The following is a 26,668-nucleotide window of genomic DNA, read 5'->3' as shown; positions in this document are numbered from 1 at the left end:
TTAAATCCAAATAAAAAAATAATTGGTCATATATTATTGATAATCAATAATATATGACCAATTACTAAACTATTATTATCAATTCATTTTAATTTTCAATGAGCATTTCCACTCTTCGGTTGATGGTTCTTCCTTCCTCGGTATTGTTATCGGCAATCGGGCGTGTCCCACCCCATCCGGATGTTCTGACTCTTTCAAATTCAATTCCATTGATGGTCAGGTAGGCTCTTATTTTTGAGGCTCTTTTCATTGACAAGTCTTTGTTGAGGGAAGGATCTCCTGCATTGTCTGTATGGCCTTCCAATCTGATTTTGATGGAAGGATTTTCTTTGAGAAATAATACAAAATCATCCAAAACCTGGATAGACTTTGCATCTGCAAAATCAGATGTACCCCTGTTGAACTGAATATTTTCCAAGATGATAGCCGTTCCTGCTACAGCAGGTTTCAACAAAATTTCGTTTCCTTCTGCTTCCATCCAACTGGTTTTGTCCAAAAGCTGGGGAAGGTACCCTTTCGAGCTAACTGTGAAATTTACCCATTGGGAATCTTCCAATTCACTCCAAAGTTGCTCCTGACTAGGCATTACTTTTTTTATACCCCTTTCATTGCTGATTTCTATTTTGTGAACTATAGGGTTTTTGGTTTGGGCATCCAAGACTTTAACCATTTCCCTCCTTTGTATTGGTTTGGAGATTGATGGCTTGACAGGAGTTTCTTCAGGTGTGATTTCGGCTATTCTAGCTACCGTATCAGCCAAGATCGTTGGAATAATGGGTTTGATTGCTTCGGTATTTGTTTTTACTGAATCCATTTTTCCCACAATCGCCAAAGTTTCATTATTTGGGAGAATTTGTTCCTGAACAATTGCTTTTGGCAGTGTAGGGATGGTGACTTCCTCTTGAGCTAAAGGTTCGATGGTCTGGAATTTGACCATGAAAAAGTCTCCAAAACCTTCACTGTTTTGTGTACTTGTAAAAAGTGCATTGCCATCATTCCCGGGGAATTTCATGTAACTCATCTCTGACCCTTGCGAATTAGTATAATTTAATGGAAGGGGATTAGTCCATTTATTCCAATCGGTTCCTATTCTTTGGGAATAGAAAATGTCTTTCCCTTTTCTGCTATCCTTGGAATTAGAAGAATAATACAAGGTCTTCAGGTCATCCGAAAGATAAGGCGTATGTTCCTGTGCATAGGTGTTAATTTGTGGTCCAAGATTCAAAGGAGAAGTCCATACCGACTCGGATTGCTTGAAACTGACATAAATATCTTCATTTCCAAAACTCCCAAAGGATGCCATTGACATGACAAGGGTATTGCTATCGGAAGAAAGTCTCCCGCTGAAATAGGTGCCATTGTTTTTGAAATTTCCCATTTCCAAAGGACGGAGGTAATTCCAGGAATTGCCGAATCTGGAATATTGATGGATTCCTTGTTTCTTACCATTTTGACCACTATGGTATACCAATGCTGTCAAAGCATCAGAAAAACCAATCAATACATCATTTCCTGTGGTAGACAAATCAGCAACTCTTTGAGGCTTATACCAAGCTCCATTCCCATCTTTTTTGCTGTACCATATATCACCAAAGTCTGTCGGGCCACCACTGTTATCCGGATGAAAACCGATGGTAAAAAACAATTCCCCGTTTGGCGAGAAAACAGGGTTTTGCTCATCATATGGTGAATTTAAGGGCTTAATTTGGGTGATTTCCTGGGCTGAAACAGCGGATAAAAGGAAAAAAGCAAGCAGGATAAACCCACTTGCTTTTAATGAAATTCTCTTACTTTTTAAATTCATTTTATTGGTCGAGGACAATGGCAAAAATCAGGGGTGCCACAATTGTAGCATCTGATTCTATGATAAATTTTGGTGTGTTAAGTCCAAGTTTGCCCCAGGTAATTTTTTCATTCGGTACTGCTCCGGAATAAGATCCATAAGAAGTCGTAGAATCGGAAATCTGACAGAAATAACCCCAAAGTGGCACATTGGTTCTTTGCAAATCCTGGTGAAGCATTGGAACAACACAAATCGGAAAATCTCCAGCAATTCCCCCGCCAATTTGAAAAAATCCGACTGTACTTTCATCTTTTGCATTTTGGGTGTACCAATCTGCAAGGAAAATCATGTATTCGATACCAGTCCTGACTGTATGAACATTTTTCACATCACCGGCGATCACGTGTCCGGCAAACATATTACCTAAAGTGGAATCTTCCCATCCGGGAACGATCATCGGCAGATTCTTTTTAGCTGCCTCGAGCAACCATGAATTCTTTGGGTCAATTTGGAAGCTTGCATCCAATTTGCCTGACAATAGAATTTTGTAGAAAAACTCATGAGGGAAAAAACTTTGCCCTGCCTGATCTGCTTTTACCCATTCCTCCAAAATCACATTTTCGATCCGTCTCATGGCTTCCATTTCAGGAATACAGGTATCGGTCACCCTATTCATGTGTCTGCTTAGCAAATCCTGCTCCTGCTCAGGGGACAATTCTCTATAATTGGGAATTCTCTCATAATAATCATGCGCTACAAGATTGAAAACATCTTCTTCCAGATTGGCACCGGTACAGGAGATGATCTGTACCTTGTCCTGACGGATCATTTCAGCAAGGGAGATTCCCAATTCCGCTGTAGACATGGCACCGGCCAAAGTGACCATCATTTTACCATTGTTGTCAAGATGCGTTTTATAGCCTTCTGCAGCATCGATAAGCGCAGCAGCATTAAAGTGTCTAAAGTTATGTTTTAAAAATTCTGTAATTTTCATATTGGAGTTATTGGATTTTTTCGGTGCAAAAGTACCAATTATATAAACATAAAAAAAGCCCGACACGCAGTGCCGGGCTTTTTGAAATGGGTAGTATTATTTTTTTGCAGGAGTAGGAACTTTAGAAGCTTCGTACTTTTTATTAATACCTTCAACAACTATATCTGTGATATCCAATGCTTTGTTTGAATACCAGATTGCACCGCCACGGGTATAGGAAAGGACCATTTCAAGGTTATTTTCCTCAGCATATTCTGTCAAAAACGCCTGGATCTGATCATATACATCACTATACAATTTGGATTCGTCACCTGACAATTCCTGCATGATGTTATCCCTGTATGTGACTAAGTTTTGTTCTTTCTTTACCAATTCATCTTGTTTTGCTCTCGCTTGATTAGGAGTCATTGCTTGGGCAGTCTGCTGAAAATTCGCAACTTCCTGCTCAAATCCTTTTGCCCTTGTACCTAATTCACTTTCAAAGTTTTTTCCTTTTTGGGTAATTTCTCCTGATTTCTCTTTGAAATAAGTATATCTAGCGATGACGCTATCAGTCAGCACATAGGCTACTTTGAGGTCTGCCACACTTACTGATTCACTTGATTCGGTTGATACCGCTCCCTCTGTGTTTTTACCAGCTTGGTCACACGAGGAAAAAGTCAAAGCTGAAATTCCCGCTAAGACTAATAATTTTGCTGTTTTTTTCACGATTGTCTATTTTCTAATTGGCGCAAATATAAACAAAGTATCTTTTTTGCAAATTTTATTTGCAGGGTCATATGTTAATTTCCGTTAAAGATCTTTTTTCTTTTGGTCAATCATAGTTTTGTACACTACCGCCTGACCAAAGACCGATAATCCAGCAAAAATCAATGACAAACCTGCTGTACCAATCAAAAACCAGTTTAGAATTGGTTTCCCCAAAGCTTTGGCTATCATTCCTTCCCCTAAAACACTAAATCCAAAACCCATTACTAAAATCCCCAAAACCGCATATTTGAGCCATTTTCTTTTTAAAGTATCCATATATCTAGAAGTATAAATCTTGTGCAAGCCTGAATGTGTTTGCGTGTGCTTCAATAATGAGGCTTATCTTTTCGGAATATCCTCCGCCCATGCAGCACATTATTGGTATGGAGTGGTTTTTGGCCAATTCCAAAACTGTTTTATCTCTTTCCCTACATCCTGCTATGGTCAAACCCAATCTTCCCAACTTGTCTGAACCCAATACATCAACCCCACTCTGAAACATTATAAAATCCGGTTCAAAGGAATCAATTAATTTTGGAAGCGTTTCCTTTAGGATTTTCAGGTATTGAATATCATCGATATTGTCAGGCAAACCGATATCCAAATCAGAAGTTTCTTTGTGCATAGGATAATTGGAAGCTCCGTGCATGCTGAAAGTAAATACAGCTGGGTTCTTTTCAAAAATTTTGGCAGTTCCATTTCCTTGGTGGACATCAAGGTCTACCACCAATATTCTTTTAGCCAATCCATTATCGATTAGGTAATTTGAAGCAATCGCAATGTCATTCAACAAACAAAATCCCTCTCCTCTTTCTGCAAAAGCATGATGTGTTCCTCCCGCAATGTTCATAGCTATGCCATATTGAAGTGCGAATTCTGCTGCTTGGACAGAACCATTCATGATATGAATTTCCCTTTCGATCAATTCCTGACTGAGGGGAAATCCCGTTTTTCTAATTTCAGATTTGCTTAAGCTAAGGGATTTCAGTTTTTCGAAATATGATAGATCGTGGGTAGTAAGAACCCACCTATCCTCCATTTCCAAAGGCGTAAAAAAATTAGATTCCGCAACTGTTCCTTCATATAAAAGTTGTTCGGGAAGCAGGTTGTATTTCTCCATTGGAAATCGGTGTCCCTCCGGAAGTGGATGGCAATAAATAGGTGACCAAGCAATTTTGAGCATAACATAAAGAACGCTTGTTTGTTAACAAGCGTCTTCAATAATGGTTTGAAAAATCATAGCTAATTAATCATCTACATCCTCTTCCTCAGACTGGAATGCATAGAGTGTATCATCCAAAACCAAACTGTCATCATTAAATTCTTTGACAAATTTTGAAATAACTCTTTCATCAATAACATCCACATTCAAAGCTGCATCCAACCCAATTCCATAATCATGGTTCATGTCCACATCAACAAATTCCTGAACTTTGACAGATTCATCTTCTTCTATGTCCATGATAATTTCGGTCATAAACCATCCTATTTCCTCTTCCTCACTACTTAGAGGCTTGAGGTTTCCATTTTCATCTTCTTCATAATGAATACCCTTAAAATTTGGAAATTTCTTGGCGGCTTCATGCTCTGCGAGCTCATAAACTTCGGAAGCATGATGAAGTCTTAAAGTGTATAAAGCAGCATCATATATCACTTCTTTGCCTTCGTGCATTCCTATGAAATAAAAATTGACAAATTCCTCTGAATTATCCTCACCCGGAACAATTTTAAAATTCTTTTTGGAAATTTCAAGGTCTTTTTTTAAGGCAGCAATTGTTTCTGGAACAAAACCTTCATTTTGGTTTTTCATATTAGAAAAGTTGGTGGATTTATAAGACAACATACAACGGTTTCTGTTAACTTAAAAGCGCATGTGGTATATATGTAATTTATTTTGGTTTTAAGTACTTAAAATACAAGTATTTATAATAAAAAAAAATGTTGACCCCTAAAAAAAATGAAGAATTTTTAAAAATTCTCTTAAAAAGAAAAGAGAGCCAGACAATCGATTTTAAACAATTGATAAAATCACCACAAAAAATAGCCAAAACTTTGGTTGCGTTCGCAAATACTGAAGGTGGGATTATAGTAATCGGCGTTTCAGATAACAAAAAAATTATTGGAATAGACCCGGAAGAAGAAATCTTCATGGTCGAAAAAGCCATATCTGAAAATTGCACACCTCCCCCAATAATTCACTTTGAGCTTTTTGAAACACTGGGAATGGATGAAAAAAACATTGAAATAGAAAAGTCCGTTTTATTAGTTCATGTTCAAAAATCAACTCAAAAACACTTTTTTAAAAATGAAAATGGCGAATTGCTCTATTATAAAAGGTTAGATGACCATACCCTTCCCTACTTTGAATAATAAACTAACGATTTCGACCAAAATTAACCCCCAGGAGGGAATTGATCAGACTCAGGATAAGGCTAAAAACCAAAGCCCACCAAAATCCGTCCACTGAAAACCCGGGAATGATCTCCGCCGCCAATAAAATGAGGATGGCATTTATCGCAAGTAAAAACAGCCCCAAAGTCAATACTGTAATGGGTATTGTCAGGAAGATGAGAATAGGTTTGATGGTCAAATTCAAAAGGGTCAACAATGCAGCCACAACCAAAGCTGTGAAAAAATCACTTACAGCCACGCCTGGCAGGATATATTGGGCTATGAGAACAGAAATTGCCCCAAGGACCAATTGAATGATGATATTTATTGCGTCATTGGATCTGCCCATAATCGTTCTTTTTCCCGACAAAAATATGAACTGAATTTAAACTATCAAATTTTTTCTTGGAAGCAATCCATAAGCTTCTAAATTCATACTTTCTCCAAAAACAGTTCAATAGTCTTAATTAATGAGATTTGGGCGATTCGTATTGTAAGGAGAAGCTATTTAGTACAGAGTCCATATCAGGTTTGGTTAGTCTACCTTGACCCTCTTTTTTGGGTAAACATGAAAATTATAATATCGATTTGGTCCGATAGATTTCATTTTGATGATTTTCATCATTTTTCATCCGATACCACAACTTTGATTTCAGATTTTGGTTATAGGGGTATATCTTTACGCATTATTTACAATTCTTAATCCTAATAAAGTGATTTTAATCGTTTTCTTCCTTTTGCATTGGTATTTCTCCTTGTTTTGCCAAAGTTTCTTCCTGCATAGGTACGCTGCCCACCAAATGTTTTCCATGAATAAATATTGGGAAAAGTTTTTCTACTTTTTCACTTGGGCATGTCAGGGCAGTTCATATCTTTCTCCAAGAGCATATGCTATTCTCCATAGAATGCATCATGCTTACAGCGACACTCCAAAAGATCCACACAGCCCACACCATACTGAAAATCTATTTACCATGATGTGGAAAACAAAAAATATTTACAATGACTACTTCAGTTTCAAATTGAAGCCTGAAGAAAGATTTTCTAAAGATGTTCCTGATTGGAATAAATTTGACCTATTTGCTGATACCATGATTGTGAGGTTGGGTTGGGGTGTTTTTTACGTCTTGGTCTATGTTTTGAGTATTTCGGTTTTTGAATTGGCAGGCACACATTGGTGGATGTATTTTTTGTTACCGATTCACTTTATGATGGGTCCGGTACATGGAGCTATCGTAAATTGGAGTGGTCATAAATATGGCTATGCCAACTTTGATAATAATGACAAATCCAAAAACAGCTTGCTTCTTGACCTTTTGATGTTGGGAGAATTATTTCAGAACAATCACCACAGATTACCAAACCGTCCAAACTTTGCAGTAAAATGGTATGAGTTTGACCCTACCTACCCGATAGTGAAGTTATTACATGCAACAGGAGTGATAAAGCTTAGGCCAATTTAAAGAAATAATTATAATTCATCTTTAAAAACCTCCAAACGGAGGTTTTTTGCTTTTGTATCAGGATATTTTCTGTTGAAAGGTTGATATTTGTTTTTCATAATTTTTTAGAGATTTTTTTTAATTAATTCTATTCCCTCGAACTAAACTTGGCCCCGATTTTTTTTATTTTAAAAAATCCAAAAAAAGTTTTAAATCCTTTGCTTGGAATTAAGAAACTAAATGGATAAGTTGGAAACGAATTTAAACTTAAACACATTATGAGAGAACTAACCCGCGCAGAAGAGCAGATCATGCAGATCCTGTGGGATATCGAGAAAGGTTTCGTAAAAGATATCCTAGAAAAAATGTCCGAACCCAAACCAGCCTATAACACTGTCTCCACAATAGTGAGGATTCTGGAAAGAAAAGGTTTTGTCAATCACAAAGCCTATGGAAAATCACACGAGTATTTTCCAATAGTTTCCAAGGACGAATACCGTAGCTTTTCAATCAAGAACCTTCTTACAGGATATTTCAGTGGCTCATTTGCCAAACTGGCATCTTTTCACGCAAAGGATAAAAGCCTTGACGTAAAAGAAGTCGAAAAGATCATGGAAGAAGTTAAGGGTGATTTGAAAAAGTAAGCTTAAGCATTATGGTTTGATTTACCACCGACATTATCACAATGAATAAATTGAAATTTCGGTTCTAAAATCAATCTAAGAAAATCAATTCCTAAAAGCGCTTTCAAATTTGAAAGCGCTTTTTTTATGGCTCATCATATTGGATCTAACTTTGATGACACTATAGTCGACTTCAATTGATCAAATCTACAAGTAACCCTGCATTTTTACCTACATGCAGCCAATCGTCCACTAATATTTCAATTATTGCCATCATCCCCGGGTTCATATTGATCGATTCATCGCCTGTCAGGTATGTGACCAAAGAACTTAAAGCCGGATTATGTCCTACCATAAGGATTTTTTCAGTTAGGCTTTCTATGTTTTGAAGGATTTTCAATAAGTCTTCAACCTCGGCATCATAGATGTCTTTATCCACAACAATTTTTTTTGGAGGGATAGCATCCGAAATAATTTTCGCTGTTTGTGAAGTCCTTACCGATGGACTGATTAATATCAAATCAAATTCTGTTTTACGATCTTCAAGGGTCTTTAGTAGCCTTTTGATATGGGATTTTCCCAAATCCGAAAGTGGTCTTTTGATGTCTCCAATCTGCCCGATTCCCGGTATTGCCTCCCCATGTCTTAGGAGGTATAAAAATTTTTGGGTAGCCATTTTTTATAAATTTATATACATATAAATGTGGCAAAATTCGATTTAATTAAAAACATGAAAATCAGGTTTATTTGGATAGGAATATATTGCAGTCTATTTTTAGGATTTTAAATGGAGAGCTACAGCTGCGAGCCATCTTTTAAAGCAAACTTAATTATGTCAAAAAATTTAGTAATAGTAGAGTCACCTGCCAAAGCAAAAACTATTGAAGGGTATCTAGGTAAGGATTTTAAGGTTGCTTCGAGTTATGGTCATGTCCGGGATTTACCCAAAGGCGACCATGCGATTGACGTCAAAAATAAATTCAAACCGACATATGAAATCACTCCTGACAAAAAGGAAGTGATCAAGCAATTGAAAAGTTTGGTAAAGGATGCAGAGACCATCTACTTGGCAAGTGACGATGACCGCGAGGGAGAAGCTATTTCTTGGCACCTCAAAGAAGTACTGAATTTGAAAGATGAGCAGACAAAGAGGATTGTTTTTAGAGAAATTACAAAAAATGCTATCCTTAAAGCAATCGATAATCCCCGCAAAATAGACATTGATCTCGTCAATGCACAGCAAGCAAGACGAATATTGGACAGATTGGTGGGTTTTGAACTTTCTCCTATCCTTTGGAAAAAAATAAAGGCAGGACTTTCTGCCGGACGTGTTCAATCCGTGGCCGTGAGGTTGATTGTGGAGCGGGAGAGAGAAATTGAGAAATTCAAATCAAAATCGGCTTACAGAATTACTGCCATTTTTGATGTAAAAGGAAAAAGACTATCTGCAGAACTTCCCAAGAAATTTGAAAGTCAGGCAGATGCTGAAGACTTTCTTAAAAAATGTATTGGAGCAGATTTTTCAGTAGAAAACCTTGAGAAAAAACCTGCTAAAAAATCCCCTGCAGCTCCCTTTACCACTTCCACACTTCAACAAGAAGCAAGTAGGAAATTGAGCTTTTCTGTAGCCCAAACCATGTCTGTGGCCCAGAAACTCTATGAGGCAGGAAAGATTACTTATATGCGAACAGATAGTGTCAACCTGTCTGAAGATGCAATCACTGCTGCAAAAAATGAAATCACTTCCTCTTTTGGTCCTGAATTTCATCAACCTAGAAAATTCACTACCAAATCTGAAAGTGCCCAGGAAGCCCACGAAGCAATCCGACCTACCGACTTTGCAAAAAGTGAGGTGACAGGAGATAGAAATGAACAACGCCTCTATGAATTGATCTGGAAGCGTGCTATTGCATCTCAAATGGCTGATGCGCAGCTTGAAAGAACAATTGTTACGATCGGAATTTCCACAACCCCTGAAAAACTAATTGCTTCCGGAGAAGTGATCAAATTTGAGGGATTTTTAAAGGTTTATCTGGAAGATACTGATGATGAGCCTGAGGATGAGGAAAATGGCAACAAAGGCCTGATACCTCCGGTAAATATAGGCCAAAGCTTGGATTTGGAGGAAATGAAAGGAAGGGAGACCTTCTCAAGACCAGCTCCTAGATATACAGAAGCTTCATTGGTGAAGAAATTGGAAGAAATGGGAATCGGGAGACCCTCTACCTATGCTCCTACTATTTCGACAATCCAAAAAAGAGATTATGTCACCAAAGAATCCAGAGAAGGTACAGATAGAAACTATACCGAGATGAAGCTGGTGAAAGGGAAGTTTGCTAAAGAAACAAAAAAGGAAATTACAGGAGCAGATAAAAATAAACTTTTCCCTACCAATATCGCCATGGTGGTAAATGACTTCTTGGTGGAGCATTTTCCAAATGTGATAGACTTTTCATTTACCGCCAAAGTTGAGAAGGAGTTTGATGATATTGCCCATGGCGGACAAAACTGGGAGGATATGATTGAAGGATTCTACAGCAAATTCCACCTGCGGGTAGAGGAAACCGCCAATGTTGCCCGGGCAGATATCAATAGTGCGCGTGATTTGGGCAAAGATCCTAAAACAGGGAAAACAATATTTGCCAGGCTTGGGAAGTTTGGACCATTGGTGCAGATAGGTGAGCAGGATGATGAAGAGAAGCAGTTTGCCAGCATGAAGAAAGGGCAATTTATAGAAAACATTACCCTTGAAGCCGCCCTTGAATTGTTCAAACTGCCTAGAGAAGTAGGCATTTTTGAAGACAAAAAAATCGTTGCAGCAGTGGGGAAATTTGGCCCATACCTCAGACATGATGACAAGTTTATTTCACTCGGTAAAGAGCAAGACCCGATGACGATAAATGAAGAAGAGGCAATTAAACTCATCGAAGACAAAAGAGAAGCTGATGAAAAGAAGCATATCAAGTCTTTTGAGGAAAACGTAGAAATACAGATTTTGAATGGTAGATGGGGACCTTATATTAAGTTTGGAAAAAATAACTTCAAAATCCCAAAGGGCAAAGAAGCTGAAAGTTTGACTTATGGTGAAACATTAGAAATAATTGAAAGCCAGCCAGATACAAAAAAGAAAGGCAAGTTTGCCAAAAAGAAGGCATAAATAAAAAAGGGCGTATAGCCCTTTTTTTGTGCTTAAAAGGGATTTTTCATCTGTTTTCGCTTTCTCATTTTTTTTCTTGGGATTGAGGCTTATATTCATTTTTCAATTCAAAAAGCTATTGGAATGAAGAAATTGGTAATTCTCACGGGGGCAGGAATATCTGCCGAAAGCGGAATAAGCACTTTCCGTGACAGTGGTGGACTTTGGGAAGGACATGATGTGATGGAAGTCGCTTCTCCCACGGGTTGGCGAAAGAACCCTACGCTCGTTCTTGATTTTTATAACCAAAGAAGAAAACAGGCACTTTCTGTCCAACCCAATGATGCACATTATGAATTGACACGGTTGGAGGAGTTTTTTGATGTGACGATCATTACCCAAAACGTCGACAACCTCCATGAAAGGGCAGGCTCATCAAAAATACTTCACCTTCATGGTGAATTGTTTAAATCCCAAAGTACATTGGATCCAAGGTTGGTTTATGAAATGGATGGTTGGGAAATAAATATCGGAGACAAATGTGATAAAGGAAGCCAATTGAGGCCTTTTATAGTTTGGTTCGGCGAAAATGTACCTATGATCGAGACAGCCATTGAGGCCACTTTAAAAGCAGATATCTTTGCCGTTATCGGTACCTCCTTGGCAGTTTACCCGGCAGCAGGATTGATCGCCTACAGTCCAAAAAATGCTCCGAAGTACATTATCGATGTAAAGATTCCCGAGATATCCAATTTTGATCGGCTTCACAAAATAGAAGCTCCCGCATCGGTTGGAACCAAAATTATGTCTGAAGAAATCATTCTAAAATATGCCTAAAAAAGTTGCAGTCATTGGGGCTGGTCCTTCTGGAATTACTGCTTTGAAAAATCTTTTGGACCAAGGGATTGATGCCGTGGCCTTTGACCGCAATTCAGAGGTAGGAGGAAATTGGGTTTATTCGGAAAATGAAAGCCACTCCAGCGTTTTTGAAACCACCCATATAATCAGCTCCAAAACACTGTCCCAATATTCGGATTTCACTTTTGACGATTTTGATACCACGGTTTCTGATTATCCATCCCATGATGAATTGAGAAGGTATTTTCAAGCTTATGCTGATCATTTTGGCTTGGTAGAACATATTAGGTTCGATACCATGGTGATTCATTGCGAATGGATCAGCCAAAGTAAATGGGAGATTACCACTGAAACAGGTGGAATCCGAAAAACCGAAGAATTCTCAGATTTGGTTGTCTGCAACGGACACCATTGGAATCCAAGGTGGCCAAATTACCCGGGAGAATTTGCAGGGGAATTTTTGCATTCACACTCGTTTAAAAAGGCTGAACCATTCAAGGATAAAAGGGTTCTTGTCATAGGTGGTGGCAATTCCGCCTGCGATGTCGCTGTGGAAACCAGCAGAGTCAGTAAAATGACTGCCATTTCCTGGAGGCGTGGTTATAGAATCATCCCAAAGTTCTTTTTTGGCCAACCTTCAGACAAAATCGGGGAAAGAAGTGCTTGGATTCCGCTCAAAATCAGGAGTTTTTTCTTTGATATATTGCTCAAAATAATGATTGGAGACAATCACCTTTACGGTTTGCGGAAAGTAGAAAACAAATTTGGGGAAACCCATCCGACTATCAATGATGAACTGCTCTACAAAATCCGACACGGAAAGGTAAAGCCAAGGCCGGATATCAAAAGAATGGATGGGAAGAAAATCATTTTTGAAGACGACAATGAAGAAGAATATGACACTATCATTGCCTGTACAGGTTACTATCTCTCCCACCCTTTCTTCGACAAAAAATTTATTGACTACAGTTCAGGACCGGTTCCGCTTTACTTGAAAATGTTCCACCCCGAGTTCCGAAATCTCTATTTCGTGGGTATGTTCCAGCCTTTGGGCTGTATTTGGCCCGGAGCGGAATTACAGGCAAAGATCATGGCAGGAGAGATAGCAGGCAAATGGAATAGACCATCCAATATCAAAGACCTTTGCGAAAAAGAGGTAACCCACCCTCATTACAAGCAAATTGACACCCCAAGGCATACAATTACTGTGGATTTTCATGCTTTTAAAAAGCAGCTGCTGAAATACTTGCCCAAGGATTATGTTTCAAAAAAGAAGGTTCAAGTTATTTCCGATTTGGTCTGAGAATATAAGAGTTTAAAAACTGTACTTCAATCCTATTGACGCCAAATTAAGCCCTGCCACCATGAAACTATCCTTTCCCCACCCCTTGATCATCATGCTTGTTTTCATTGGTTTTGCTACCATGCTGACTTATATCGTCCCTGCAGGGTCTTATGATCGGGTATTGGATGAGGTCTCAGGTAGGGAAATAGTTGTTCAGGGTAGCTACAAGCAACATGAAAACAATCCGGTCGGCATTGGAAAGATGTTCCTGAGTATTCCCGAAGGGTTCATTGAAGGCGCTGAGGTAGTGGTTTTGATTTTGATCATTGGAGGGGCATTTTACGTGGTTGAAAAAACCGGTGCTTTCAGCCGGGGATTGGAAGTTTTGATTTTCAGATTCAAAAATGCAAAATCCTTCTTGACCGTAATTATAGGAGTTCTCTTTGCAGCTATGGGCAACCTAAGCGGTTTTCAAGAGGAAGTAATTGCCATGGTTCCGCTGCTGATGGTTTTGTCTACCAAAATCGGATATTCCAAAACCGCGGTCATTGCCTTCAGCTTGGGTTCAGCGGTGATAGGCGGTTCATTTGGTCCGACCAACCCATTTGGAGTAATCATTGCCCAAAAAGTGGCTGAAGTCCCAGTATTTTCAGGAAGTCTGTATCGATTGGTTTTTCTTGGTTTGGCCTTGGGCTTTTGGATTACTTATTTTATCAAAACCGGAAAAGACAATTCCTCCCAATTGGATATGTCAGATAAAAAGCCTGAAAGTCTGTCCAATTCCCACGTTGTAATTTTGATTCTCGTTGCGCTCACTTTTGGTTTTATGGTATATGGATTGACCAATTTGGGTTGGAATTACAATGAAATGTCAGCCATCTTCTTTGTTTTGGGGTTGGCGGCAGGATTAATAGGAAACCTTGGAATCAATGGTACAGCAAGGGCCTATTCGGAGGGTTTTGGGGAATTGATTTTTGCCGGTGTGATAGTGGGAATGGCCCGGAGTATTTACCTGATCATGCAGGAAGGGCAGATTATTGATACCATTATTCTTGGATTATTCAGCCCTTTGGAAGGTTTGCCACTTGGTCTTTCGGCGGTCTCCATGTTGGTGGGTCAATGTATATTGCATATTCCTGTCCCGAGTACTTCCGGTCAGGCTGTTTTGACGATGCCATTATTGGCACCGATTGCGGATCTGATTGGAATGTCGCGACAGGTGGTGGTATTGGCGTATCAATATGGCGCAGGCCTGATGGACTTGGTCACACCTACCAATGGAGCTTTGATGGCCATTTTGGCTGCTTCAGGTATTTCATATAAAGAGTGGATGAAGACTACTTGGAAACCAACCCTTGTTTTGCTGCTCATCGGAATGACTAGCATTGTTTTGGGTATTTTTATTTTTTACTGAAATTTTTCGGGAAAAATAAGGTGCTATTTCTTTGTTTTTACTACGAAATAGATTCCTCTAAAGTGTTAAATTTAGAATTAGAAATCAGTACCGAATAGCTTTGGACAGAAGAAAATTGAAAGTTCGCAGTACTGTCTGCATACATACATTATTTTTAACAAGACCCAAATCCCAATGAAAAAAGTAACCATCATCTCCATAGATGGAGGTGGAATCAGAGGAATTATCCCAGGGACAATTTTGGCCCTGATGGAACAAAAGCTGCAAGACCGCTTATTGGATCCTGATGCAAGGCTAGTCGATTATGTTGACTTTGTAGCAGGTACCAGCACCGGTGGCATATTGGGTTGCGGGATGCTCATGCCCAGTGAAAGCAATCCCAAAAAACCCAAATACACATTATCAGAGGTAGTTCAATTGTATTTGGAAAACGGACAGGAGATTTTCAGCAATCCCTTTTCCCAAAAAGTCAAATCACTCTATGGACTCAAAGACGAGAAGTTTTCGAACACCAATTTGAAAAAATCTTTAAATGATTACTTTGGGGACACGCTTTTGAGCCAGCTGATTCGCCCCTGCCTTTTTACTTCTTATGATATCGAAGAGAGAAAAGCGAAATTTTTCAAGCATTCTAAAGCCCTTGAAAGCGAAGCCGAGGATTTTTATGTCAGAGACCTAAGTCTAGCTACATCGGCCGCACCTACCTACTTTGAGGCAGCCTTGATCCAATCCAAAGCTGCGGAATCCTTTCCGTTAATTGATGGGGGGGTATTCGCCAATAATCCGGCGATGTGTGCCTATGCCGAAGTTAGAAAATGTATCTTTGACTACGTTACCAATCCAACTTCCAAGGACATGATGATGATTTCTATCGGTACCGGTTCGGTCAAAAAACCTATTCCCTACAAAAAAGCCAAAAACTTCGGAACTGTGGAATGGATCAAACCACTGATCGATATCATGATGTCAGGCAATTCAGAGACTGTTTCGCATCAATTGGAATGGCTCTTTGATGCAGGAAATAACAGACAGGGATATGTCCGACTAGAACCGCCGATCGGTGATGCCAATTCTGATATGGCCAATGCCACTAAAAAGAATATGGCTGCTTTGAAAAGAGCAGGTGTCCTTTTTGTCCAAAACAACCAAGAAAAGATTGATGAAATCATCACTAATCTAATTGAAAATAAATCTTAAAACTTATTGAAATAAAGACAATGCATATCAACGACCACCAACCACTACCCTTGTATCATGCAAATCCGGAAAGGTATGATTCCATGGAATATAGAAGATGTGGCAAGAGCGGCATTATGTTGCCCATGATTTCCCTTGGATTATGGCATAACTTCGGGCATAATGCTGATTTTAAAAATGCAAGAAACATCCTTCGCCAAGCCTTTGATTTTGGAATTACTCACCTTGACCTTGCCAATAATTACGGTCCTCCCTATGGTTCTGCTGAGGAGACTTTTGGCAGAATCATGCAAAAGGACTTTCTGCCCTACAGAGACGAACTGATTATTTCTACCAAAGCAGGTTGGGATATGTGGCCCGGACCTTATGGCAATCATGGTTCAAGAAAATACCTTATAGCCTCACTTGATCAAAGTTTGAAAAGAATGGGACTCGATTATGTGGATGTTTTTTATCATCATAGGCCTGATCCTGAAACTCCCCTTGAGGAAACAATGGGAACCTTAGATCAGATTGTCAGACAAGGAAAAGCATTATATGCAGGGATATCCCAATACAATGCTGTGGACACCACCAAAGCTTATGAAATTCTAAGTAAGTTGGGAACTCCCCTATTTATCCATCAACCGAGATATAGCATGTTTGACAGATGGGTAGAAGGTGGTTTATTGGATGTCTTGGGAGAAAAAGGAGTCGGTTCGATTGCTTTCTCACCTCTGGAACAGGGAATCCTCACAGACAAATACCTCAAGGGAATTCCTGAAGACAGTAGAATTGCAAAGGATGGCAGGTATCTCAAAAAAGAACAAGTCTCAGAGGCAGTGATCAATAAAGTGAGGCAACTCAATCAAATTGCTTTGAACCGGGATCAGAGTCTAGCACAAATGGCCATAGCCTGGTTATTAAAAGATCCTAGGATTACCACTGTTTTGGTCGGGGTGAGTAAACCCGAACAATTGGCAGAGAATGTGAATGCCGTCAAAAACCTGAATTTCTCTTCCGAAGAGTTGAAAAAAATAGAGGATATCCTTCAATCCTAACAAAAAAATAACGGTGACAATCTTTATAAGTTTGTCACCGTTACTTCCTTTCTAACAATTTACCTGACAGAATTTTCTAAAGTGGCTAGATAAATGTATTTCTGTTCTCTGGCTTCGATTCCTTTTGCCATGGCAGCCCTTTGTTCAGCGGTAGACTCCATGTCTTCATATTCCTGCCCATTAAAAAACTGCAGGTAATCTTTATACATATTCATGGTCAAGTGGGTATATTTGGCCTCACTTCCAAAGGGAAGTGCTGTCCTCAAAAGACTCCAACTTCCCATCAGACCTTTTTCGATCCTGTTTTGATGGAGTTTAAGAAAAACTTCTTTTTCAGCTTTTTCATACTCTTGGAATTTACCTTCTACTGCTTTCATCATATCAAAGGAAGATAATGATCCTTTTTTGAGGTTGAAATTGTCCTTTGTAGTCGATATTTCCTGCATGTAGGCTCTTTGGGATATTTCCCTGCTTTGGATAGCCGAATTGAATTTTTCGACAACCTGCTTTTCTGTCAAATGAGGATAGGCAATCATGGCATATTTGACCATTTCTTCATCCTGGAATCCGTTCATCATCGCCACCGGGTTATCATAATAAGTGATGGTGATGTATTGAAATTCACTTGGATCAGCGCCGGATTGTAGTGCCCAAAAATCCCAGCCGATGATCTTTTTATCATTGATAGCTGCCCTGTAGATTTTTTCCATAAAATCTTTGAATTCGATAAAATCATAAGTCTGATTCGATTCTACTTTGATGAACTCAAATACCAGATAAGTTGGCGCCTGGGCGTTTGCCATAGAAACGGCAAAAATCCCCACAAACAAGAAAATTATTAATTTTTTCATGGTAGTATAATTTTGGGATTAAAGACTAATTGATAAGTATTCGATAAAATTTAAGTACTTTATTTTGAAAATGACAATATTTATCTAGTTTTTTTTCTTGTGTTTATGAAATTGGTAAAATATTTTCTGTTTCGGCGATATTTACCAATAAAGTGCATTCCCCGGAGCAGGGATTAGGAATAAAAAACTGATATTATTACATTTTGACTCAAATCAGAATCATATGAAATTTTCTAGAAGAGATTGGTTAAGAAGTGCTTCTTTGGCGGGAGGCGCTGCATTACTCACAGGTACAGGAGCATTTAGTTCATTGTCCGCTGAAGAGATTAGGAAATTCAATCCCCGTCCATTGGATAACCCAATAAGACTAGGATCGAATGAAAATCCATACGGACCTTCGCAAAAAGTCAGGAAGGCCATGTCGGATGCTTTTGATAATAGCTGTAGGTATCCTTGGGGTTATAATGCTCCTTTGGTTGAAATGATCGCCAAGAAAGAAGGGGTAACTCCTGACCACATTGTATTGGTAGCAGGATCTACAGAAGGCCTGAAAATTACCGGAATAACCTATGCAGGCAAAGGCGATGAGGTGATTTCAGGTTTGCCTACATTCCTATCCATGATGACTTATGCAGAGGTTTGGGGAGCTGAAATCAACTGGGTTCCTTTGGACAAAGACCTAAATTATGATCTGAAAGAAATTGAAAAAAGGGTGTCTTCAAAAACCAAGCTGGTTTTTCTTTGTAATCCCAATAATCCAACCGGGAAATTACTTCCTGCCAATGAGGTTTTGGACTTCTGCGAAACGGTAAGTAAAAAGACAATGGTCTTTAGCGATGAGGCCTATTGTGACTATATCGAAGATCCAAACTATCCTTCTATGGTCAAACTGGTGAAAGAAGGGAAAAACATCATTGTTTCCAAAACCCTTTCTAAAGTTTACGGCCTCGCGGGCATTAGACTTGGATACCTAGTCGCAAGACCTGATATTGCTAAAAACCTTTCCGAAAGGGTTGTCGCCAATACCAACATCATGGGCATAGAAGCAGGAAAAGCGGCGCTTCAAGAAACAGAATTCTACCAATTCAGTCTTCAAAAAAATCTCGAAGCCCGCAAAATGATCGAGACTACACTGGATGAATTGAAATTGACCTACCTTCCTTCTCAGGCAAATTTTGTCTTTTTCCATGCAAATCAGGATGCCAAGGAACTAGCCAAAACAATGCTTGCTAAGGGTGTAGTAGTCGGTAGACCTTTTCCTCCCTTGAATGATTGGTGTAGGGTAAGTACAGGTACCATCGAAGAGGTGGCTTACTTTAATAAAGTCCTCAAAGAAACTTTGGGCTAATAGAGGAAAAAAATTATTAAATGATTGATTTCAACATCATACTGGAAAATGAGCATGTTTTGTTAAGGCCTTTGATAGAAGCTGACCTGCCCCAACTCTCGGCTTTATCTTCCAATTCTGAAATGTGGCGATTTTTCACCCATGATCTTTCTACAATGGAAGGACTGTCAAGTTGGGCATTGCCGGCATTTGAGAATCAAAGGTTACAATTTGTAATCATCGATAAATCTTCAGGGGCAATTGCCGGTTCTACCGCTTTTGGCAATATCTCTGAAAGAGACAGCAGGTTAGAAATCGGTTGGACATGGTTAGGTTTGGATTTTCAGGGACGGGGAATTAATACCCAAGTGAAAAGATTGATGTTGACCTATTGTTTTGACGTTCTGGGATTAGAACGGATTGAATTCAAAACTGATGTTCTAAATATTCAAGCAAGAAAGGCACTAAAAAACATCAATGCCATCGAAGAGGGTGTATTGAGAAGCCATACTTTGATGACGAAAGGAAGGCGAAGAGACACCATATATTATGGTATCCTCAAGCAGGAATGGGAATATGTCAAAAGAGAAAATGATTGGTGAACATCCTGAGTTTTTGAGGAACAGTTTTTGTTAAATTCCTATCTGAAAACATAATACCTCATGACGACGAAAAAATTTTTAAATTCCAATGTTATATTTTTAGCTTTTTTGATTTTTGGAATTTCGGCATGTACGATAACAGATGATGGAGAGGATCCTTTAATGGAGTTTAGCAATTTTAGTTTTGGCGACAAAAAAATTGAATTCAAATCCGCCAAGCTTACCATTACAGGACCGGTCAATTTTTCCAGTGCAAGTTCTCATGTGTGGGCAAAACTCGATCTCTCTACCGATGAGAAATTCTCCCAACCATCTATTGCCAATTCATCAGTAATGTCACTAGTAATTTACTCTGTTACCAACGGCAAAACATTGCCTGAATTTCCTCTTCAAAGTGGAGAATATATTGTTTATCCAAGCTCAGGAGTTACAGAACCTGCGGTGATAGCAAACTTAGAAGAGAAAAATTTTTCTTTAGGACCTAGCATTGGCTTCAATTACTTTCCTGATGAACTGATCTTTGAGTCTATTCATGATCCAGCCAATGGAAAAATAATTATTCAATTTGACTTCGAAAAAAATAGGGTAAACATCACCCATAACTGGATTTCAAAAGATGGGGTGAAGGCTACCGGAACCAATAACCTTCCCCTCAATCTTTCTTCTTTTAAGCCCTGATTATACTTTTGGCAATTTCCAGCCATTCTGATAATTGGCTTTCATCAAAGCGTTTGCTTGCGAATCTGTAAATTGACCTTTAGTCGCATCCCAATATACCTTCTTGCCTGTTTTATAGGCGATATTTCCCATTTGGGCATTGATGGCAGCAATACTGCCTGTCTCTATTCCACAGGTTAGTTTTGACGCATCATTTTCGATAATGGAGCTGACAAACCCCTGCGCATGGATATCTAGGGCATTGCCATTAGGCTTGATCAATTGAATTTCCTCGATTTTATTGACTCTTTTTCCATCTTGGTTTTCTGTTTCAGGGATTACTTTCCAACCTCCCCTATTCACTACCAAAGTGGCATTATTTCCAATAAAAGCAATACCTTCTGTGGTTCCGTAATTTCCCCCATCTATACCGGTGGCATGTTCCCAAAGCATGTTGAATCCATCATATTCATAGACGGTCTGTAAGGTATCTGGAGTTTCAGACGCATCATCCGGATAAGCAAATTTTCCACCTGAAGCCATAACAGACTTAGGTGCAGTCACTCCCATAGCATATAAGGCAATATCAATTTCATGCACTCCCCAATCTGTCATCAATCCGCCTGCATAATCCCAAAACCACCTGAAGTTAAAATGAAATCTATTTTCATTGAAAGGTCTCTTCGGAGCAGGTCCTAACCACATATCATAATCTACGCCCTGCGGTACGGGACCATCAGGCTTGACCGGAACAGGTTTCATCCAACCCTGATATGCCCAGGTTTTGACCAACCTGATCTGACCAAGTTTTCCCGATTTGACATAAGCAATGGCTTCAGCATATTGGGAACCGCTACGCTGCCATTGACCTACCTGCACCATCTTTCCATAACGCTGCTTGGCTTTTACCATGAGGTTACATTCCTCTATGGTATTGGCAATTGGTTTTTCGACATAAACATGTTTTCCTGCTGAAAGACTGTCTACCATCGTCAGACAATGCCAATGGTCGGGGGTTCCGATGATCACTGCATCTATGTCTTTGTTTTCGAGCATCTTGCGATAATCCTTATAGACCTGAGGCTTTTTTCCCCTAAGTTTGTTGATATCTTCTGACCGCTGGTCAAGCACACTCTGATCAATGTCTGCAATCGCTACACAGTTGACATTGGGCATTTTGAGATGGGCATTCATGTTGGACCAACCCATGCCTTTGGCTCCTATCACAGCAAAATTCAACTGGTCCGAGGGTGCAATTTTCTTTCTGAGTGCGGAAAATGAATCAGCATGTATAATGCCGGGCATACTTAATCCTGCGGATAGCAATAGGCCATTTTGGATGAATTTTCTTCTTGAATTCATGGTGTTTTGGTTATTTTTTTAAAGGGTACATATTCTTATTGAGGGGTATTATGTCAACAAATAGTTACACATAATTTTTAAATATAAAGCATAACCAACTTACCAAAAAGCCAATAGTATAAATGTGCATAAATTTGCTTTAGGAAAGTCAATTTGATATGATGAAATCCTTATTTAGCTAATTAATTTAAATTGTCATCCAGTTAAAGTGTTTTTTACATAAAAGGATCAAAGTAATGTGCTTATTTCCACTTGCCCATAACTTTGACCAATTACAGTGATGCGGCTTGCAAGATTGCATGTACAATTAATTCCTTATCAACCGAAAGTTTAGATTTTTACTTATACCAAATCTAAATTCTCCTGAAAAATCAGCTTTTGGGAACCTTATATATCCAAATTAGTTAAGTTTGTATTAAAATGTAATAACCATGAAACCAAAAGAAATCGTAACGCTTCAGCGTTCTTTGTTAATCGATACAGAAAAATTGTTAAACCAACAGGTTGAAATGGAAGGTAAATCTTCCGCATATTATTTATCAATGGCTTCTTGGTGTCATATGATGGGTTATGAAAATGCGTCCCAATACCTTTATGTACATGCAGATGAGGAAAGGATGCATATGATGAAAATCTTCCATTACGTCAATGAAGCAGGTGGACATGCTATCCAACCTGAAATTACAGGAATAAGACATCATTTCAATTCTTTGCGTGAGGTGTTTGAGCTTATCCTCGAACATGAAATCAAAGTAACTAAATCTATCAACTTGATCGTTGACCACGCTTTTGGGATCAAGGATTTTGCAACTTTCAGTTTTATGCAATGGTATGTGACTGAGCAGAGAGAAGAAGAAACCTTGGCTAGAAGGGCTTTGGAATTGTTTGATATTATCGGTGAAGAAGGAATTGGACTTTGGACTATTGACCAAGAACTAGGTAAACTTCATGGCAAAGCCGCCGCTGCAAGTTCAAAACTGATTTAAAAAAATAAATAAAACAAAAAGGGAAAAGCGGTCAAATGCTTTTCCCTTTTTTTATGCCATGCTGTGCTAGAAATCACTTTTTTGGCTATTTTTCATTCGGCCTTTCATCATCAGGTTTGAAGTAGAAATCCAACATTTTTTTCGAAATGACATCATCTTTTGGAGGTAAGGTGTCAAACATCCAATCCCAAAGGATCGTGCTGAATGAAAATCCCTTATCAGGATATTTTCCATGGTGATGGATATGGGCTTTTTGGACATTGGGAAATACATATCGACCATAAGGTTTGTGAAGCATAATATGGAGTAGACTATAAAAAGTCATTCCGATGTAAAATCCTAAAAACAAGGTAAAATAATTGTTCCATATCAAGGCAAAATATACCAACACAAGTCCTAACGAAAACATAATAGTCCGGTGGGTCCCGTCAATTTTTATCTCTTGAGGATGTTTATGATGGTTCATATGAAGGTTATAAAGTTTACTGTTTACATTCCTGAAGTGGTTGTGCATCCAAAATCTGTGAAGAAAATATTCGGTAAAGGTCCATGCAAGCCAACCTGTGGCCAATAGAAAAACAAACTTGAATGTGGACGATGCTGTCAATCCTGCTCCCAAGACCAATACGGTGGTGATGATAGCAAATACCATGATGCAATTGATTGCTTCATAAAGCTCTTTTCTTTTTGCGGAGGACATTCTTTGGGTTTCCATTTGGTTTTGAGTTTTGTTTATAAAAATTCAGGAAACGAGGCTTATCCAAGACAAACATGCTAAACCGTCATTTCCAATTCTGATACCAAATTACCTGCGGCGTGAATCCTAAGCGAATTGAAAAAAAGCAGGCTAAAGACCTGATTGTTATATATTCAGGAAAATAGGCGAGCGGGGAGCCAATTTTATTAAATTTTGAAAAAATCCTAAAACCAAAGCCAACTTTAAATATTCTTCCCAAAAAAATTTATTCAAAATGGGATTTTAGATTAAAATCAAAAAATAGAGTTTTCTATCAAGAAGGAATATTTTTGATAATATTGAATCATCAACTCATTATAACCAAATTTGAAAAAAGCTATTCAATTTGAATCCATCCGATAATTCATAAATTTTTCTTATAATAGTCATATAAATATTTTTATAGAGTTTTGACAGAATTTTATTTAGGAATATTCTGTATTTGTATTTAAATTAGTCAATATCTGATTATTAAAAAGGCCACAACAAAATTTTATTCCGATAATTCAAATTAAAAGGTTAGGATTGTTCTCAAGTTTCGGGAAATCTTTAAACAAAACTCTTTAAAATATTTATGGGCAACTCAGAAATTCAGGTTCAGTTTTTCCAACATATAAGAAACCTACTACCCCCCTATAAGTCCCTTGTGGATGAAGTATCAGATTTATTGGAAATCAGTAACGATTCTGCCTACAGGAGGATCCGTGGCGAAAAGTTTATCGACCTTGAGGAAATCAAAAGAATCAGCCAACATTTTAATGTTTCCCTCGATCAGATATTCAATCTGCAAACCAACGCTATCGTATTCCATGGCAAATTGAATTCATTCACCAAGGACAGTTTTGATGATTGGTTTGAAGATGTGCTGAAGCAATTACAGATGTTTCATATTCAGAAAAAGAAACACATGTATTATCTCGTAAAGGACCTCCCTCCTTTTTACCATTTGTATTTTCCTGAATTGGCTTCCTTTAAATTCTTTTTTTGGATGAAATCTATTCTTCACAATGAAAGTCTCAAGAATGAAAAATTCAATTTTGATAACCTGCTATACTATAAGCTCAAGGATACTAGTACCAAAATGATTAATTTATTCAATCAAATCCCTACCACGGAAGTTTGGAATGAAGAAGGGATCAATGTCACCATCAGGCAGATTGAATTATATAATGACATGGGGCTGATTTCCTCTCAGAAGGAGTTGAGAATATTATTTGAGCAATTGCTGGAGGTGGTCAACCATATAGAAAAAATGGCTGAATTGGGCTTGAAATTCCCTCTTGGAAAAGAGCCAAATGCCGAAAGTGCACCATTCACCATGTATGTCAATGATTTTGTCATTGGTGACAATACCATTATCGCGGAGTTGGACAACGTCCGGATTACCTATCTCAATCACAGTGTGATGTACTTTATAGGCTCTATGGATCCCAAATTCAATGATGCCATGTTTTACAATCTCCATAACCTGATCAAAAAATCTACTATGGTTAGCACTGTTGGAGAAAAGGATAGGATGCAGTTTTTTAATAAGCTCAGGAAAAAAATTGAAATCAAGTTGGCATCAATGAGTGAGTGAACGGGCTTGATCGAGCAAATAGGTATTTTTAATAATATCATGAAACAAACCGAAATGAAACCCAAAAATCCTTACATCTTGAATTAAATATTTTTACAACCCAAACATTTACACAAAACTAATATGGAATCAGTACTTAAAAAAAGCAGATTTATGATCAAAAACTGGTGGCTTCCACTTTTGGTTGGTGTTTTATTCATTCTTGTTGGGGCTTGGACCATTTCCACTCCAGTCAAAAGTTACATGAGTTTGGCTATTATTTTTGCTTCGTTTATGTTCGTTTCAGGTATTTTTCAATTGATTTTCTCCATCAATAACCGGAATGAAATCGACGATTGGGGATGGCATTTTGCAGGGGCCATGTTTGATTTTGTAGTAGGTGCGGTACTTTTTTTCAATCCTGCTGTCACCATGGTCGTCCTCCATTTATCAATGCCTTTTATTTTATGTTCAAAGGCTTTGCCACCTTCGGTTTTGCATTCGACATGAAAAAATACGGCTCTGACGGATGGGGTTGGCTTTTGGCTAGTGGGGCATTGTCAGTCATTTTCTCCATGATGATTTTGTTCAATCCGACATTAGGAGGATTGACCATTGTGGTTTTTACTGCTTTGGCATTCTTCTCTTTGGGATTATTTAATATTACCCTCGCTTTTGCACTCAAGAAGATCAAAGAAAAAGGTGGTGATGCCAAAGAGCTGTTACAAAATCTGAAAAATAAAATGTCCTAAATACCTGCAATATCTAAAAATACTATTTGGATAAATAAGGTACCTAGGTATTCTGGTTTTTTGTATTTAATTCAAAATCATAGTTCTGTTTCAAGATAGACCTTGAAGGGAATTGTCAAGCTTTTGTTGGATGCTATGAATCAAAACAAAAGCATAAAAGGCAGGGCCATTATTGGGCATAGTCTTTGCCATTATCCTAAGAGATATTTTGAATCTTAAAGGACAGCTAAATTCGCTTTGATTTTTACCGTTCTCATTTTTTTGATTATCCGTATTTTTAATCCCACGGGACAGACCAACCTGAATCCAGAATTATAATCATAGAAAGGCCTAACAAATGTCATGGAATCAACGGCTTCCTATTTTTAAATTGTATAAATGAAAAATCACGACATAAATCAGAACTCAACTACCAATATATAACAATGGAAACCAGCGAATTAAATATCAATCATGCCGAATTCAAAAAGGCATTATTAGAAACAAGTATCCAAAAACATCAATCTGTGATTGATGATTTCAAAAACAGCATCAGAGAGATGATGGGCAATGATAGTGAAACTAACCAAGAAGATGCTGACACATCCCAACAAGGATTCAATGTAGAACAGATCCACAGAGCCAATGCCGTAGGTGAACAGGTAAGTTTTGCAAACAGGGAAATGGAACTCCTTCAAAACATGCTTCCAACCATAGAAGACATTTATGATTCCGTGAGATTAGGCAGTGTGGTGGTTACAGACAAAGATGTTTTCTTTGTATCAGCTAGCATTGAAAGGATGAAAGTCAATGGGATTTCTGTATTTGGACTTTCGGCTGACAGTCCTCTGTACCAAGTCATGAAAGGAAAAAAGCAAGGAGAGAAATTTTCTTTTAAAGATACACACTACAAGATAAAGGAAGTCTTTTAATTTAATATTTCGG

28 protein-coding genes are annotated in these 26,668 nt (G+C 38.3%); 17 read left to right on the top strand and 11 right to left on the bottom strand.

Features of this window, described 5'->3' with window-relative positions:
* Positions 1-88: 88 nt before the first annotated feature.
* The 6 genes from M3O96_RS12345 to M3O96_RS12320 form a co-directional block, all read right to left on the bottom strand.
* Positions 89-1,804, bottom strand: coding sequence for an OmpA family protein (locus M3O96_RS12345; protein ID WP_249720902.1), 1,716 nt, complete (start codon positions 1,802-1,804; stop codon positions 89-91).
* A gap of 1 nt (position 1,805) precedes the next feature.
* The gene (locus M3O96_RS12340; RefSeq protein ID WP_249720901.1) at positions 1,806-2,777 is read right to left on the bottom strand and encodes a deoxyhypusine synthase family protein; all 972 of its coding nucleotides are present in this window, start codon (positions 2,775-2,777) and stop codon (positions 1,806-1,808) included.
* A 96-nt stretch (positions 2,778-2,873) separates the two neighbouring features.
* Positions 2,874-3,485, bottom strand: a complete 612-nt coding sequence (locus tag M3O96_RS12335; protein ID WP_249720900.1) for an OmpH/Skp family outer membrane protein — start codon at positions 3,483-3,485, stop codon at positions 2,874-2,876.
* Positions 3,486-3,569: 84 nt separating this feature from the next.
* The gene (locus tag M3O96_RS12330; protein ID WP_249720899.1) at positions 3,570-3,803 is read right to left on the bottom strand and encodes a hypothetical protein; all 234 of its coding nucleotides are present in this window, start codon (positions 3,801-3,803) and stop codon (positions 3,570-3,572) included.
* Positions 3,804-3,807: 4 nt separating this feature from the next.
* Positions 3,808-4,710 carry a histone deacetylase family protein gene (locus M3O96_RS12325; protein ID WP_249720898.1) on the bottom strand — a complete coding sequence of 301 codons (903 nt, stop codon included), beginning with the start codon at positions 4,708-4,710 and terminating at the stop codon, positions 3,808-3,810.
* Between the two features lie 63 nt (positions 4,711-4,773).
* Positions 4,774-5,337 (bottom strand): hypothetical protein, encoded by a 564-nt coding sequence (locus M3O96_RS12320; RefSeq protein WP_249720897.1) that lies wholly within the window; start codon positions 5,335-5,337, stop codon positions 4,774-4,776.
* A 128-nt stretch (positions 5,338-5,465) separates the two neighbouring features.
* On the opposite strand from M3O96_RS12320, the gene M3O96_RS12315 reads away from it, so the two are divergent.
* The gene (locus M3O96_RS12315) at positions 5,466-5,897 is read left to right on the top strand and encodes an AlbA family DNA-binding domain-containing protein (RefSeq protein ID WP_249720896.1); all 432 of its coding nucleotides are present in this window, start codon (positions 5,466-5,468) and stop codon (positions 5,895-5,897) included.
* A gap of 4 nt (positions 5,898-5,901) precedes the next feature.
* Here M3O96_RS12315 and M3O96_RS12310 read toward each other — a convergent pair whose 3' ends face one another.
* A complete protein-coding gene (locus M3O96_RS12310) occupies positions 5,902-6,267 on the bottom strand; it encodes a phage holin family protein (RefSeq protein ID WP_249720895.1) in 366 nt (121 codons plus the stop codon).
* A gap of 364 nt (positions 6,268-6,631) precedes the next feature.
* On the opposite strand from M3O96_RS12310, the gene M3O96_RS12305 reads away from it, so the two are divergent.
* Together M3O96_RS12305 and M3O96_RS12300 are read left to right on the top strand one after the other, a co-directional pair.
* Complete coding sequence (locus M3O96_RS12305) at positions 6,632-7,381, top strand: acyl-CoA desaturase (protein ID WP_249720894.1); 750 nt, start codon at positions 6,632-6,634, stop codon at positions 7,379-7,381.
* A 257-nt stretch (positions 7,382-7,638) separates the two neighbouring features.
* Positions 7,639-8,004, top strand: a complete 366-nt coding sequence (locus M3O96_RS12300) for a BlaI/MecI/CopY family transcriptional regulator (RefSeq protein WP_249720893.1) — start codon at positions 7,639-7,641, stop codon at positions 8,002-8,004.
* Positions 8,005-8,176: 172 nt separating this feature from the next.
* On the opposite strand, the gene M3O96_RS12295 is transcribed toward M3O96_RS12300, so the two are convergent.
* Complete coding sequence (locus M3O96_RS12295) at positions 8,177-8,659, bottom strand: SixA phosphatase family protein (protein WP_249720892.1); 483 nt, start codon at positions 8,657-8,659, stop codon at positions 8,177-8,179.
* A 156-nt stretch (positions 8,660-8,815) separates the two neighbouring features.
* Here M3O96_RS12295 and topA point away from each other — a divergent pair, with 156 nt between their 5' ends.
* From topA to mgrA, 6 genes are all read left to right on the top strand, one after another.
* On the top strand, positions 8,816-11,140 hold the full coding sequence (gene topA, locus M3O96_RS12290) for a type I DNA topoisomerase (protein WP_249720891.1): 2,325 nt from the start codon (positions 8,816-8,818) through the stop codon (positions 11,138-11,140).
* 123 nt (positions 11,141-11,263) lie between these two features.
* Positions 11,264-11,956: an SIR2 family NAD-dependent protein deacylase gene (locus tag M3O96_RS12285; RefSeq protein WP_249720890.1), complete on the top strand. Its 693-nt coding sequence runs from the start codon at positions 11,264-11,266 to the stop codon at positions 11,954-11,956.
* Positions 11,949-13,280 carry a flavin-containing monooxygenase gene (locus tag M3O96_RS12280; RefSeq protein WP_249720889.1) on the top strand — a complete coding sequence of 444 codons (1,332 nt, stop codon included), beginning with the start codon at positions 11,949-11,951 and terminating at the stop codon, positions 13,278-13,280. The genes M3O96_RS12285 and M3O96_RS12280 overlap by 8 nt, the downstream gene beginning before the upstream one ends.
* 61 nt (positions 13,281-13,341) lie before the next feature.
* Complete coding sequence (locus tag M3O96_RS12275) at positions 13,342-14,676, top strand: YfcC family protein (RefSeq protein ID WP_249720888.1); 1,335 nt, start codon at positions 13,342-13,344, stop codon at positions 14,674-14,676.
* A 174-nt stretch (positions 14,677-14,850) separates the two neighbouring features.
* A complete protein-coding gene (locus tag M3O96_RS12270) occupies positions 14,851-15,873 on the top strand; it encodes a patatin-like phospholipase family protein (RefSeq protein WP_249720887.1) in 1,023 nt (340 codons plus the stop codon).
* A gap of 20 nt (positions 15,874-15,893) precedes the next feature.
* The gene (gene mgrA, locus M3O96_RS12265) at positions 15,894-16,913 is read left to right on the top strand and encodes an L-glyceraldehyde 3-phosphate reductase (protein ID WP_249720886.1); all 1,020 of its coding nucleotides are present in this window, start codon (positions 15,894-15,896) and stop codon (positions 16,911-16,913) included.
* 59 nt (positions 16,914-16,972) lie between these two features.
* Here mgrA and M3O96_RS12260 read toward each other — a convergent pair whose 3' ends face one another.
* The gene (locus tag M3O96_RS12260) at positions 16,973-17,764 is read right to left on the bottom strand and encodes a hypothetical protein (RefSeq protein ID WP_249720885.1); all 792 of its coding nucleotides are present in this window, start codon (positions 17,762-17,764) and stop codon (positions 16,973-16,975) included.
* Between the two features lie 223 nt (positions 17,765-17,987).
* Between M3O96_RS12260 and M3O96_RS12255 the strand changes: the two genes are divergently transcribed.
* Genes M3O96_RS12255 through M3O96_RS12245 form a run of 3 tightly spaced genes read left to right on the top strand, consistent with a single transcriptional unit; the run spans position 17,988 to position 20,371 of the window.
* Positions 17,988-19,112, top strand: a complete 1,125-nt coding sequence (locus tag M3O96_RS12255) for a pyridoxal phosphate-dependent aminotransferase (protein ID WP_249720884.1) — start codon at positions 17,988-17,990, stop codon at positions 19,110-19,112.
* A gap of 20 nt (positions 19,113-19,132) precedes the next feature.
* Entirely contained in the window at positions 19,133-19,693 is a 561-nt protein-coding gene (locus M3O96_RS12250; RefSeq protein WP_249720883.1) for a GNAT family N-acetyltransferase, read from the top strand.
* A gap of 60 nt (positions 19,694-19,753) precedes the next feature.
* On the top strand, positions 19,754-20,371 hold the full coding sequence (locus M3O96_RS12245) for a hypothetical protein (RefSeq protein ID WP_249720882.1): 618 nt from the start codon (positions 19,754-19,756) through the stop codon (positions 20,369-20,371).
* Here M3O96_RS12245 and M3O96_RS12240 read toward each other — a convergent pair whose 3' ends face one another.
* The gene (locus M3O96_RS12240; RefSeq protein WP_249720881.1) at positions 20,372-21,712 is read right to left on the bottom strand and encodes a Gfo/Idh/MocA family protein; all 1,341 of its coding nucleotides are present in this window, start codon (positions 21,710-21,712) and stop codon (positions 20,372-20,374) included.
* A gap of 431 nt (positions 21,713-22,143) precedes the next feature.
* Between M3O96_RS12240 and M3O96_RS12235 the strand changes: the two genes are divergently transcribed.
* On the top strand, positions 22,144-22,698 hold the full coding sequence (locus tag M3O96_RS12235; RefSeq protein ID WP_249720880.1) for a ferritin: 555 nt from the start codon (positions 22,144-22,146) through the stop codon (positions 22,696-22,698).
* An 85-nt stretch (positions 22,699-22,783) separates the two neighbouring features.
* On the opposite strand, the gene M3O96_RS12230 is transcribed toward M3O96_RS12235, so the two are convergent.
* Positions 22,784-23,413, bottom strand: coding sequence for a sterol desaturase family protein (locus tag M3O96_RS12230; protein WP_249720879.1), 630 nt, complete (start codon positions 23,411-23,413; stop codon positions 22,784-22,786).
* Between the two features lie 595 nt (positions 23,414-24,008).
* Between M3O96_RS12230 and M3O96_RS12225 the strand changes: the two genes are divergently transcribed.
* From M3O96_RS12225 to M3O96_RS12210, 4 genes are all read left to right on the top strand, one after another.
* Positions 24,009-25,013 (top strand): helix-turn-helix domain-containing protein, encoded by a 1,005-nt coding sequence (locus tag M3O96_RS12225; protein WP_249720878.1) that lies wholly within the window; start codon positions 24,009-24,011, stop codon positions 25,011-25,013.
* A gap of 123 nt (positions 25,014-25,136) precedes the next feature.
* Entirely contained in the window at positions 25,137-25,502 is a 366-nt protein-coding gene (locus tag M3O96_RS12220; RefSeq protein ID WP_249720877.1) for an HdeD family acid-resistance protein, read from the top strand.
* Positions 25,499-25,744 (top strand): DUF308 domain-containing protein, encoded by a 246-nt coding sequence (locus M3O96_RS12215; protein WP_249720876.1) that lies wholly within the window; start codon positions 25,499-25,501, stop codon positions 25,742-25,744. The genes M3O96_RS12220 and M3O96_RS12215 overlap by 4 nt, the downstream gene beginning before the upstream one ends.
* A gap of 425 nt (positions 25,745-26,169) precedes the next feature.
* Positions 26,170-26,655, top strand: coding sequence for a hypothetical protein (locus M3O96_RS12210; protein WP_249720875.1), 486 nt, complete (start codon positions 26,170-26,172; stop codon positions 26,653-26,655).
* Positions 26,656-26,668: the final 13 nt, after the last annotated feature.

This window comes from Aquiflexum sp. TKW24L, assembly GCF_023502205.1.
Taxonomy (GTDB): Bacteria; Bacteroidota; Bacteroidia; order Cytophagales; family Cyclobacteriaceae; genus Cognataquiflexum.
This window is presented reverse-complemented; position numbering and strand designations above follow the sequence as displayed.